Origin of the sequence: Isoptericola sp. NPDC056573, assembly GCF_042793335.1 — a bacterium.
Classification (GTDB): domain Bacteria; phylum Actinomycetota; class Actinomycetes; order Actinomycetales; family Cellulomonadaceae; genus Isoptericola.
The window spans coordinates 23,549-35,399 of the sequence record NZ_JBHTUY010000002.1; the positions used below are offsets into that span (position 1 = coordinate 23,549).

Here is an 11,851-nt window from a genome sequence, read left to right on the forward strand (position 1 = left end):
ATGGACCTCGTCGGAGGGATCGCGCTGGTCGTCGCCGTGGGCGTGGCCGGCCAGGTCGCGGCCAAGCGCCTGCGGGTGCCGTCCATCCTGCTGCTGCTCGTGCTGGGCCTCCTCGTGGGACCCGTGCTCGGGTGGCTCGACCCGGACGAGGTCTTCGGCGACTCCCTCTTCCCCCTGGTCTCGATGGCCGTGGGCCTGCTGCTCTTCGAGGAGTCGCTCAAGCTCGACTTCGCCCGTCTGCGGGGCGGCGCGCGCCGCCCCGTCCTCGGGCTCGTCACCACCGGCGCGCTGCTCACCGGCCTGGGCGCGACGGTGATCGCCCACCTGTTCCTCGACCTGTCGTGGGGACGGTCCGCGGTGATCGGCGCCATCCTCATCGTCTCCGGGCCCACCGTCGTCGGGCCGCTGCTCGCGATCATCCGCCCCAAGCAGCCCGCGGAGTCGGTGCTCGCGTTCGAGGGCATCTTCATCGACCCCATCGGGGCGACCGTCGCGCTCGCCGTGGCGAACGTCGTCCTGCACGCCGAGACCACCAGCCTGCTGCTGACGTCCGCGTGGGGGCTCGTCGTCGGCGGCGTCGCGGCAGCGCTGCTCGTGCTGCTCATCCGCTTCGGCAGGGTCCCGAAGGAGACCGAGGTGGTGCTCGCGGTCGCGTTCGCGCTCGGGGCCTACGCGCTCGCCGAGGCCGGGCAGGACGAGGCGGGGCTGTTCGCCACCACCGCACTCGGCGCCGCCCTGGCGAACCAGCGGGTGGCGCGCACCGAGCCGCTGCACGAGTTCGGCACCCACGTCGGGCTGCTGCTCATCGGCTCGTTGTTCGTGGTGCTGTCGGCACGGATCGACCTGGACGCCCTGGCGCGGTACGCGCTGCCGACCATCGGGATCGTCGCGCTGCTGGTGCTGGTGCTGCGACCGCTCGTGGCATCGGTGTCCACGCTGGGCACCAGCCTCCCCTGGTCGCAGCGCGCGATGATCGGCTGGATGGCGCCGCGCGGCATCGTCGCCGCGTCCACCGCCTCCGTGTTCGCGCTGCGGTTCGAGGACGCCGACGAGCCGTTCCCCCAGCTCGTGCCCGTGATCTTCGGCGTCGTGCTGCTCACCGCGATCGTCTACGGGTTCACCGGCACGCCCGTGGCGAAGCTCCTCGGCGTGCGCTCCGACGACCTGGAGCGGCTGGACGACGACGGGCTGCCGGTCCTGGACCGGTCGGGCTGACCGCCCGCACGCTGCCTACGATGGCGGCATGACCGGTCCGGTGCTGGTGGGGGTGCCCCACGACCACCATCCGAGCGTGCCCCGGCGCGCCGCCGACCTGGCGGCCGCGCTCGGCACGGAGCTGGTGTGCGTGGCCGTGGACGAGGCGTCGGTGCGCCAGCCGTCCGGCGCCGTCGTGCCGGTGGACCCCGACGCCGGCTCCCCCGCCGACGACGGCGAGCTGAGCGCCGCCGTCGCCGCCGCGCTGGCCGACAGCCCCGTGCGCTGGCGGCTCGAGCGCACCGCCGGCGACCCCGCTGCCGAGCTGGCCCGGCTCGCGGCCGCCCACGACGCCGTCCTGATCGTCGTGGGCGCCCGGCGGCCCGGCGTGCGCGGCTGGGCCACGCACCTGGTCGGCGGCACCGTCGCGGGGCACCTCGTCCACGACCAGCCGCGGCCGGTGGTCGTGCTGCCCGACCAGCACGCGGGCGACGCGTCGTGACGGCGGGCAGCCCGCCCGCCCGCACCAGGCCCGCGCACCGGCGGCCCGGGCTGGTCGCGCTGGTCGCGGCCGGAGGCGCCGTCGGCACCGCGGCCCGGTTCGGCCTGTCGCAGGCGTGGCCCGCCGTCGACGGGTGGCCGGTCGCGACCTTCGCCGCCAACGTGCTCGGCGCCTTCGTGCTGGGCTGGCTGCTGGAGTCCCTCGCCGCCCGCGGGCCGGAGACGCCCGCCGTGCAGCGGGTCCGCCTGGCCGTGGGCACCGGCGTGCTGGGCGGGTTCACGACCTTCTCGTCGCTCGCGCTCGAGACGGAGCGTCTGCTCGCCGCCGGCGACGTCGCCCAGGGGTTCGCGTACGCGGGCGGCACGCTCGTGCTCGGGTACCTCGCCTGCCTCGGCGGCGTGCTGCTCGGCTCGGGCCGGCGCTCGGGTCGGAGCTCGCGATGAGCGCCGCCGTGACCCTGCTGCTCGTCGCCGTGGCGGGCGGGCTGGGCGCGGCCGCCCGGTTCGTCGTCGACGGCGCGGTGCGAGCCCGGACCCCCGGTGCCGCGTTCCCGTGGGCCACGGTGGTGGTGAACGTGTCCGGCTCGCTGCTCATCGGGCTGGTCACCGGCGTGCTGCTCGGCGCCGGCGACCCGGAGCACCTCGAACCCTGGCGCCTCGGCGTCGCGACCGGGTTCTGCGGCGGCTACACCACCTTCTCGACGGCGATGGTCGAGACCGTCCGCCTCGCCCGCTCCGGCCGGCGTCGGCTGGCCGTGGCCAACGCGCTCGGCACCATGGCGCTCACGCTCGCCGCCGTCGTCGTCGGCATCGGCCTCGGCCTCCTGCTCTGAGGCGTCGCGGTCGGGGGCCTGTGGCACGCTGACCCGGTGAGCCTCATGCTGCTGGACTCCGCGAGGGAGGACTTCCCTCAAACCCAACCTAGATCCACCTGATGACGAGGACCATACACTAGACCAATGGCTACAACTAGCCCGCGAGTCGTCGGCTACGCCCGACTCTCCCGGTACAGCGACGAGTCCGCATCGATCGCCAAACAACGCAAGATCATCTCGGACACCGTCGCCAACCGTGACTGGACCCTCGTGGAGATCGTCGAAGACGTCGATGTCTCAGCGACCAAGCGACGGCTCGACCGACCTGGGCTCGACCGGGTACGGCGGCTCGTCGCGGACGGGATCGCGGATCACGTCGTCGTCTGGAAGCTCGACCGACTCGCACGCTCGGTTGCCGACTTCAGCACGCTCCTCGACGAGGGCATCTCCGTCGTCTCCGCCACCGAGCCGATCGACGCCAGCAACAGCATGGGGCGCGCCATGGCTGAGATGGTCCAGGTCTTCGCAGGCCTCGAGGCGCGCACCATCGCCGAACGGACCGCATCCGGCATCGCGTACCGAGTGAGCCAAGGCGACCGCTGGCGCGGCGGACCCACACCGTACGGCTACCGGTCGATCCCCCACCCCTCCGGTGACGGCCGGACGCTCGAGATCGAACCGTCAGAAGCAGAACACGTACGCAACGCCGTCCGAATCGTTCTCGACGGCGGATCCCTCTACCGAGCGATGCAAGTGATCGATGCTGCCGGCTCGCGCCCGCGCCGTGCGGCCGCGTGGTCACTCTCGTCTCTTCGGGTCGTCCTTACCGGCGACGCGATCCTCGGTCGTCAGACGCGGCAAGGCGACGTCCTGCGGGACTCGAACGGCCTCGCCCTCACTCCCTGGGAGCCGATCGTGACCCTCGACGAGTCGTCCCGGCTCCGTGAGGCTCTCGCAGCGAAGCCCCTTGGCCACAGCCGGCGGAAGGCGGCACGCCTGCTGTCTGGCCTCCTTCAATGCGATGGTTGCGGCCGCGCCCTGCGAGTGAACTCCCGACGCACGAAGACGGCGTCCGTCGAGTCCTATGGATGCCGTGCCAACGGCGACGGTGCCCGTTGCGAGAAGCCCGTAAGCGTCGCCGCCGCGAAGATCGAAGCCTGGGTCTCGACCAGCTTCATCGACAACTTCGGCGACGTCATGTTCTACCGCACGATCGCTGAAACTGATCCCGATGCTGTCGACCAGCTCGCGGCCATCCAGGAGGCCCTAGAGCAGATATCTGGGGGACTGACCGACGCAGAGCCCGGCTCAGAGGCACAGGCCTCCCTCCTTGAGCGGCACCGCACGCTGTACCGCCTCCGAGAGGACGCGCGCACCATTGCGGACACCGCTAGCACGCGGCGCGAACCGCTCGGCTTGGTCCGCGACCTCTGGGAAGCCGCTTCGATCGAGCAACGGCGCACCCTCCTGACGGCGTATGTCGAGCGGATCAGGGTGAGAAAGGGAGTTCGCGGAAGCAGGACCTTTGATCCTGCAAGATTCACGATCACCTGGGCTGAGCCGGTCATCCCTGCCAGCGGCTCCGCCCGTGCGGCAGCACCCTCTTTCGGGTTCACGAGCATTGACATGGAGCGCGCGATCGAAGAGGCAGGACTTCAGAGAGCGCTGCGGCCTGTGAACCCCTGGCAGCCCGGCGACTGATGCCGGAGCCGAGAGGACCCCGCGCAGCCGCGCCGGGGTCCTCTCGAGCCGCCTACATGCCGACCTTGGCGGCTTCGCCCGTCGCCTTCTCGTATGCCTCGACAAGAGCGCGACTCGGCCGGCCACGGTCAGCCACGTCAAAGCCATTGGCACGGCCCCAGTCCTTCACTCGCCCGTAGACGCCAAGGTTCCCGGCGGAGCCCTTGCGGTTGAGTCGGGACGAGGGAACGCTGCGCGACGCACGTCGGGAGGTCTTGCGGCCGGCCTTGACGTAAGGGTCGAGCAGACGGAACAGCTCGGCGGCTTCGTCCTTCGTCAGGTCGACCTCATAGGACGAGCCCAGTATGGCGAAGGTGTACTGCTCAGCATCTTCAGCGCCGGAAAGGTCGCTGAAGATTGTGGTCTCGATCCGTTGGGCCATGACACAAAGGCTAACCGAGGCATAGGGCCATCCTCGCTGGGAGTGCGCGAGGCCTGAGCTTTCAGCGCATGCCAGACGCTCGCTGTCCGGGTCAGTTGCCTGTCGGCACGAACAGCGACGGCTGCGGGCGAAATTTGCCCTACCCGCCCGGCAGCGTCAAGGGACCTGGCACGCGGCATTCGCCACATTCCGATTCCCGCACGCGCCCCGTCGACTAGGTGTAGGGTCAGGCGTCGCCCAGAACCGACTGGTTACATCAACTAGTTCTGGGGTTAGCCAAGCCCGCCGACAACGAATGTCGTGCGATTCATCGAAGAGAAGAACACGAGGAAACCATGCACCCCGCACCGGCCGGGAGCCAGCGCAACGTTCGCGCTGCCTTTCTTTCCCCTGGAGCTTCTGCATGGACTCTGTCTCGCCTGTTCTTGGCAACTGGGCAGCCCTTGGCGACGTCGCGCCCTGGATCACGCACGTCCCACTCGTAACGCCCACTGATGCGGCGAAGCCGCACGTCCTTCGGTCTCGGCTCACGCGACTGTCGCGTGGAACGCGCAGTGCCCCGAGCGACCCGGCCGCCGTACGGGAGCGGCTGAGCCTGGCGATCCTGGCGAGAGTGCCCGTGGTGCGCATGCGCGGCACCGACCTCGCAACGGAGGTGGGCATCTCCTCTGAGACGCTAATGGGCTGGCTCGATCTGCTACGTCAGGAGGGATGGATCGCCGAGCACTCGACGGCTCAGCGCATCGACGTCCTGGGATCGAAGGTGCTCGACACGTTCGGTGCCGCCGCTGGCTGGGGGACACCCAATCCTCGGCTTGCCGCGTGAGGAAGCCCCGTCAGGGTGTGAACTTCGGTGCCGGTGTTCCTTGGCGTGGCGTCAGCGCTGTTGCGGACGAGAAGCTCGCGAACAACGTCGAGGCGTCCATGGACGTCCGAATCGTGGCGTTCGCCCGTGCCCGCCTGGAGTTCTCTGGCCACGCCCACTTCGGTCGCGGCGAGCTACGCGAGGTTCTGGCGTACGTCGTGAAGTCCGGGCCGGGCGCGGGTGAGATTCGCAAGCCGACACGTCACGGGGTCACGAAGGCGATCCAACGGCTCACCGACTGGGGCGTCTTTGCCCCGGGGTCGTGGAGCGAGTGCATCGCCTTCCCTGGGATGAGTGTGCAGAACGGCAGCAAGGTCCAGGGCGAGACGCCGTGCCCTGGCCGCCCACCCGGTTCCTGACATTCACCGATCCCGCGTGTTCGGTGACCGAGAGTTGCCGAGCCAGCGGATTCGGTGACCGTCCGTCACCACCCTGACTCTCTGACCTGCACAAACAGGTCGCAACCTTTCTTTCTTTCCACGGGGAAGAAGGAAGGGGAACAAGATCTAGGAATCAAGGTCCAAGGAGCATGCCCAGATCCAGGACCTCTGTTCGAGATCACTCGTCAACTGCCGCGCGTCCGCGCGGCCACCACCACACAACATCAATGCAAGGAGATTCATCCAAGTGCCCATCAAGGCTAAGAACACCAAGGCCGCAGCCATCGCCCAGCACGAGGCGAAGGTTGCAGCCACTGAGCAGACCATCCAGCACCGGACCGCCGCCCACGAGGAGGCGGAACAGCAGCACGAGAAGTTCCAGACGCGACTGGGGGCCGGCGACGAGGGCGTGACGACGGAGCAGTTCGCTACGTCGCAGGCGAACATCGAGCGTGCCCGGATTCTGCTCGAGGGAGCTCAGGAGGAGCTTAAGCGACTCAAGGCGGGTGCACCGTTCCTGCCGATCGTGGCGGACGCGATGGCCGAAGCCCTCAGGGACGAACTGGGCGTGACGGTGAAGGTCGTCGACGACCTGCCTGACGACCCGGGCAAGGAGCTCCCCGTTCTGTACCTCCTCCAGCCTCACGCTGCGGAGCCTGCCCGACACCCCCAGCCCTGGGGATCGCTCGCGGGCACGGTCAAGGCACACTTCCACCGGCCACGTTTCATGCGAACGCCGATCAACGCGAACGACGTCAAGAGTGCTCTGACCTCCGCCGCAGTCCAGGGAAGTTTCAACGTCCACCCCGTGGCGACGTCGGGACAGCGGGACGCCTTCACGATCGTGGCCACCGGCGTCTGGCCTGCGATGCCGACCCTGCCCGGCAAGGTGCAGGACCACATGGTTCGCAGCTTCGCAGAAGGGCTCCTGTTCACCATGCTGGCGAACACCAAGGAACCCGAGCGCCAGGTCATCATGGGAGCCGACGGGTACAAGGCTGTCGACGTGAACGGGCTTGGAGCCAAGGTGATCTGCTCTGCCGTTACCGAGAGCACCGTCGCCGCCGGCATCCGTACGGTCACGATCCAGGTTCGCTTCGACGCATGGGTCACGCCCGGGTACGAGCACCGCATCCCGGCCACGTACCCGGAGCGCTGCGCCGAAACTGTCGTCAAGGGGCGGGTCGGGAAGGTCATCGAGGGGATCGGGCGCATCCGCGCTGCCAACCTCACCCGCGAGTCCATGAACGTCGGGGACGTCCTCCAGCAGACAAGCACCGGCTACCACCGCACGAGGGACCGGGGCACGGTCAGCATCTTCCTGGCCACCTTCACCTTCGAGGCTGCCGCATGATCGCAGCGGATCCGATCCTCAACGGCAGCAGGTTCGGCAAGCGCACGGTCCTTGGGGAGCCCGAGCAGGGAAACGATGGACGCCGCTACGTCCAAGTCATCTGCGACTGCGGCAGCGAGTCGCGAGTCCAACTCGCACACCTCAAGGCTGGTCGCGCCAACCAGTGTCGAATTTGCTCCGGGAAGTTCGTGCGCCACTCCGATGACACTCTGACGTACGACGCCATGCACCAAAGGCTTCGTAAGTCTCTTGGCAGCGCTGGCGTGCATGAGTGCTACGACTGCGGGAAGAGGGCCAGCCAGTGGTCGTACGCCCACTACAGCGGCGATCGTGAGCGACTCGAAGCCCGTGGTGGGTATCTGCTGCGATACAGCGTCGACCTGACCGACTACTACCCACGTTGCCCTGGATGCCACCGGAGATACGACGCGGAGATCTCAGCCGAACGAGGACTATCTGCCCTAGCGGCCGAGCATCCGCGTAGCAGGTAAGTGCGGTTCCGCGCACCGTCCAGCAACGATCACGAAGCAGTTGGACGGTGCGCATGCCCGGTGGGCGCCACTGCGCATGCGAGATAACGCTGAAACCTCCAAACGCGAGCGGCGATCCGGACGCGCAGCCCTGCCGAAGGCGAGCGGATCCAGTAGAGTCGCCGCACGACTGTACGAGCCAAGGAGACACGAACATGACGAATCCCGGCAAGTCTCCGGATTTCGTGTATCGAAACCTCGCTCCAAATTTCGACCTGGACCCGCTGCCGCCTGTATACGATGGCCCCGTATATCACTACACCCATGCAGCCTCCGCCGCACTAATCGCAGAGTCCGGTGTGATGCACGCGCTAGACGTGAGCGTGATGAACGATCCCTCGGAGCGGCTTTTTGGCTGGGAGATCATCCGGCAGAGCATTCTCGATCTTCGAAGCGAGTTCAGTCCGCGAGCCGAGAGAGAACTCACGAGTCTAACCAGCTCAGACCTTGAGTCGTTGAACGTGCTGCCCATCGCCTACGTCGTTTGTGGTTCTGAACTGCCGGACTCGCTAAACCAGTACCGCCTTTACGGTGACATTCAGCTCGAACTAGCGAATCCCGGAGCATGGCTCCAGCAAGCGAGAGAAGGCTGGCAATGGATCGCTGACCACGCATCGTGGGACAACGATTATCTGCAACGCTTTGGATTCGTTGGCGCATGGCGCCGCGTCCAGTATGGTATCGAGGATTGTCGTCGCGCGGCCGAATCCATGGTTCGCGCAACGGCGAGAATGATTGAGGCGATTGATCCGTCCGAGTATGCCGATGAAACCCTGATCGCGGCGCACATGCTTGAGGTCGCTTCGCTATATATGAAGCACCAGGCGTACGCCGAGGAGAAGGAAGTGCGCCTCGTCTTTCAAGACGGCTTCACCACGCAGGCAAGCCCTAAGATCAGAAGCCGGGGCCGAGGCCTGACGACCTACGTAGAGACGGCTCCTCTATTCAGCCCGCTGGTCAAAGCGGCGTGCCTTGGCCCGCTGGCGGGCGGTGAGGCATCGGCCAGGGCAATGCAGAAGCTGATAAGTGAACAAATGCCAATGCTCGCCGACCCGTCCGGTGTTCCTGATTGGCAGAACCAACCGACCGTCACAGCAAGCACCGTTCCTTATCGGGATTTTTCCTAGCCCGCCCCGCCTCGCGATCGATCGCGATGATGCGGGACAAAACTTCGAAACCCGTACAGGACCTCGTCTGCTATACGCTGGCGGACCACGTGGGTCTGGAGCGGGGTCATACCCCCACGTTGACGTAGGCAAGCTGGCATCCGTTCGCCGCTGTACTATGTCCCGCAGGTATCAGATCTAAGGGGGCACAATGGGATTCATGGCAGCCGTGCTGCCTGGGGTACGGGAGTTTAGAACCCCGTTCGTGGCAGGCTGTCTTTGGACGGCCGTGGTTCTCGTGTTCGTTCAGGCGTTTGCGCCTTCAGCATTCTCGGAGTGGCGCCTGGTGTCCGAGTTGGGTGAGATCGTTAAGCATCTACCGGGCGCCGCCACGCTTGGGGTACTTGCCTTCGCAATATATCTCTTCGGTGTGTTTGCGACTTCGCTTTCCGCATTTTCCACCAACTTCGGTTATAGGGCTTTCTGGCGGCGCACCGGCAAGCCGCACAAGAGAAGCCATAGCGACGTCGATCTCCTCGGGGCTACTTACTTGCGGGACGCGGTGCGCGAGCAGCTCAGCAGCTACCCCGTTGTCGTGCGAGAAGTCGCCTTGAACTTGGTGCTTGCCGAGTACCGAATCGCCGACGTGAGCCTCGCGTCGAAGTCTGCTGAGCAGTTTCAGGAGTACGACCGCGTACGAAGTGAGGCCGAGTTTCGGCGCGTTGCCTGGCTGCCAATCTCGATTCTGGCAGTCGGACTGTCTTTGCTTGCGCCTTCCTACGGTTCGTTCGCGGCTACGCTAGTTGGCCTACTCATCGGAGCCGTTCTCTATCTTCAGGCGCGCCAGAAGCAGAATGAGGCTAACGACAGGCTAGCAAGCGCGATCTATTTTGGTTTGGCAACGACGCCTCTCTTCGATTCCCTGGTGCGCGAGCTACTTGAAAAGAGTGCGGCGGCGGCGAACGGGAAAGGGGTAATCGGGATGGCGGATCACCACGCTTGGCTGATTGACTTTCTTGTGATTCGGGAACTCTGGCGCGAGATGCCCAGAGTCATGGCTCGTGTTGAGGACGAGGAGATGCTGACGGCATCTCTAGACCGAGTTGCTCCCGCGGTCTGGAGAGTGCTGGTAAGGCGAGAGGACCTGACCCATTTCCTAGCTGTTGCCTACGCGAATCTTGAGGCCATAACCGAGGGCATTGGAAAAGCGGGCAACGCTGATGAGCTACGAGGGTTCCTCAGCCCGCGGGAGGTTGTGGAGAGTGTCCGGCGAATCGACAAATTCCTGTCGGTCGAGGTTGAGATCGGCAACATCGCCGCGGGGGAGATTGAGCAGCGTGGCGTTTTGGCGGCTATTGGACAAAAGAAGCAGAGCGAGTTGCAGGGCGGCCTGTCGGACACGAGTTGGAGGGTTGCATCGGAGATTCTTGACGGCTGGCGCGATGCGCATCGCCTGTAGAGGAGCGGCGAGGGTGATACTCGAGTCTGACGGTGGTGGACGGCGGTGCTCGCAACTAGAATCCTGGGCATGGGAAGTGTCGTCGAAGACCTGACCGTAGTGAGTGCCACCAGTCGCCACGGCGCGGACGACTCGTCGTACTGGTTCGAGGTAAGCTGCCATGCGTGTGGTCGGGCTCAACATCTCGTGATCGCCGCGGCAGAGAGTTTGGATGACCGATACCGTGGCTTTGTGACGCTGTGGCTCCGATGCGTAAGCTGCCGCCAGGGTAGTGTGGTGAACCAGGGTGTGCTTTCTCCTGGAGGGACGCCTCTCGGAGCTGTCGGTGGCCTTCCGGACGACATCGAGAGCGCGTGGAACGAGGTACGCAATTGCCATGCCAATGGCGCCTACACTTCGTCCGTGTTGATGTGCCGCAAGATCCTCCTTCACGTCGCTGTGGAGCGCGGTCTGCCTGCAAAGGACGGCGGCGGTCGTGCGCCGTCGTTTGAGCAGGCAGTGAGGCACCTTCAAGACAACGGCCTCATCTCAGGAGAGATGCAGCCGTGGGTGGACCAAATTCGGAAGTCCGGGAACGGTGCAACGCACGACCTACCAGCTATCGAGAAGGATATGGCTACAATGATTGGTACGTTTACGTACCTTCTTTTGCAGGTCGCGTACGAGGCTCGGGCTACTATGGCGAAGATGCTTGGCCAGGTTCCACCTTCGGATTCGGCCTCCTAGGGGGCGGCCCGAGGGGTGTGGCAAGCCGGGCTGTAGCCTGAGTGGCTGGTGGGCTGGCTGCTCGTATTCGACAGTCGGAGTCTGCGCCGAGCCTCGCCTAGATATAGTCTGCTCACTCCCGCTCCCCACTCATGCGGCGGAGAACGCCGGTGCGAACGTCTCCCCACCATAGCTGGGCTCGCTCTCGGCGGCTGACGCTTCTCGCGATCGGGATGCCGGCCAGCTCGTCTGACATGACCTGCGCCATGCGTCTCGCGTAGGCTCGATGGAGGTCGTAAAGCCGAAGCCATTCGTCGTCCGGATTTACGTCCGCAGTGTTTGGGCTTTCGATGCGCCGCAAGGTTGCTCGCGCCGTGTCGGCCAGCGCGTCCTGGAAGCCTGTGGCCAATTCGTTCACGTGCGCCGAGGCATAGGCCGCGAGCCCGACCTGAATTTCAAGAGGGAACGGTGCGTCGTGATCGAGAAATCCCTGGATTGCCTCGGGGACGTCGTCGTCGACGGCGTCCTGGGCGATACATACAAACTTTTCGCGGGCCTCGCCAGACCATCGGAGGATCTCTTCGTAGAGCGCTGCGCGCTTGATCCATAGGCGTTCGTCATTTGCCATCTGGCGCTGGGCGGAGAGGGTGCGTCGCTGTGTGCGAGCGTTCACGAACGGCCCGGTGAGTCCTACCAGCAACGCAACTCCCGCCGCGGCGAGGGCAACCCAGGTCTCTGGCTCAAGGTCAGGCACGTCCATCACCACAGGATGAAGCACCGGGGGCGCGGGGCCGCTGCCTCGGCGGCTTTGAGCCCAGGT

Annotated in this window: 13 protein-coding genes; 11 read left to right on the plus strand and 2 right to left on the minus strand. The window is 65.9% G+C overall.

Annotation, left to right across the window (positions count from 1 at the left end):
• The 5 genes from ACFQ8E_RS02815 (at position 1) to ACFQ8E_RS02835 (ending at position 4,211) form a co-directional block, all read left to right on the plus strand.
• A complete protein-coding gene (locus ACFQ8E_RS02815) occupies positions 1-1,215 on the plus strand; it encodes a cation:proton antiporter (RefSeq protein ID WP_430549058.1) in 1,215 nt (404 codons plus the stop codon).
• 28 nt (positions 1,216-1,243) lie between these two features.
• Entirely contained in the window at positions 1,244-1,696 is a 453-nt protein-coding gene (locus ACFQ8E_RS02820; protein WP_430549059.1) for a universal stress protein, read from the plus strand.
• The gene (locus ACFQ8E_RS02825) at positions 1,693-2,139 is read left to right on the plus strand and encodes a fluoride efflux transporter FluC (RefSeq protein ID WP_430549060.1); all 447 of its coding nucleotides are present in this window, start codon (positions 1,693-1,695) and stop codon (positions 2,137-2,139) included. Before ACFQ8E_RS02820 ends, ACFQ8E_RS02825 begins: the two co-directional genes overlap by 4 nt.
• Positions 2,136-2,528, plus strand: a complete 393-nt coding sequence (locus ACFQ8E_RS02830) for a fluoride efflux transporter FluC (RefSeq protein ID WP_430549061.1) — start codon at positions 2,136-2,138, stop codon at positions 2,526-2,528. Before ACFQ8E_RS02825 ends, ACFQ8E_RS02830 begins: the two co-directional genes overlap by 4 nt.
• 126 nt (positions 2,529-2,654) lie before the next feature.
• Positions 2,655-4,211, plus strand: a complete 1,557-nt coding sequence (locus ACFQ8E_RS02835) for a recombinase family protein (RefSeq protein ID WP_430549062.1) — start codon at positions 2,655-2,657, stop codon at positions 4,209-4,211.
• Positions 4,212-4,263: 52 nt separating this feature from the next.
• On the opposite strand, the gene ACFQ8E_RS02840 is transcribed toward ACFQ8E_RS02835, so the two are convergent.
• The gene (locus tag ACFQ8E_RS02840) at positions 4,264-4,632 is read right to left on the minus strand and encodes an Lsr2 family protein (RefSeq protein WP_430549063.1); all 369 of its coding nucleotides are present in this window, start codon (positions 4,630-4,632) and stop codon (positions 4,264-4,266) included.
• A 628-nt stretch (positions 4,633-5,260) separates the two neighbouring features.
• Between ACFQ8E_RS02840 and ACFQ8E_RS02845 the strand changes: the two genes are divergently transcribed.
• From ACFQ8E_RS02845 to ACFQ8E_RS02870, 6 genes are all read left to right on the plus strand, one after another.
• Complete coding sequence (locus ACFQ8E_RS02845) at positions 5,261-5,458, plus strand: hypothetical protein (RefSeq protein ID WP_430549064.1); 198 nt, start codon at positions 5,261-5,263, stop codon at positions 5,456-5,458.
• Positions 5,455-5,856, plus strand: coding sequence for a hypothetical protein (locus tag ACFQ8E_RS02850; RefSeq protein WP_430549065.1), 402 nt, complete (start codon positions 5,455-5,457; stop codon positions 5,854-5,856). Before ACFQ8E_RS02845 ends, ACFQ8E_RS02850 begins: the two co-directional genes overlap by 4 nt.
• A gap of 268 nt (positions 5,857-6,124) precedes the next feature.
• Entirely contained in the window at positions 6,125-7,231 is a 1,107-nt protein-coding gene (locus ACFQ8E_RS02855; RefSeq protein WP_430549066.1) for a hypothetical protein, read from the plus strand.
• A gap of 685 nt (positions 7,232-7,916) precedes the next feature.
• On the plus strand, positions 7,917-8,888 hold the full coding sequence (locus ACFQ8E_RS02860) for a hypothetical protein (RefSeq protein ID WP_430549067.1): 972 nt from the start codon (positions 7,917-7,919) through the stop codon (positions 8,886-8,888).
• A 199-nt stretch (positions 8,889-9,087) separates the two neighbouring features.
• Complete coding sequence (locus ACFQ8E_RS02865; protein ID WP_430549068.1) at positions 9,088-10,326, plus strand: hypothetical protein; 1,239 nt, start codon at positions 9,088-9,090, stop codon at positions 10,324-10,326.
• Between the two features lie 69 nt (positions 10,327-10,395).
• On the plus strand, positions 10,396-11,052 hold the full coding sequence (locus tag ACFQ8E_RS02870; protein ID WP_430549069.1) for a DUF4145 domain-containing protein: 657 nt from the start codon (positions 10,396-10,398) through the stop codon (positions 11,050-11,052).
• Between the two features lie 112 nt (positions 11,053-11,164).
• Here the strand turns inward: ACFQ8E_RS02870 and ACFQ8E_RS02875 are convergent, their stop codons facing one another.
• Positions 11,165-11,791: a hypothetical protein gene (locus ACFQ8E_RS02875; protein ID WP_430549070.1), complete on the minus strand. Its 627-nt coding sequence runs from the start codon at positions 11,789-11,791 to the stop codon at positions 11,165-11,167.
• Positions 11,792-11,851 lie beyond the last annotated feature (60 nt).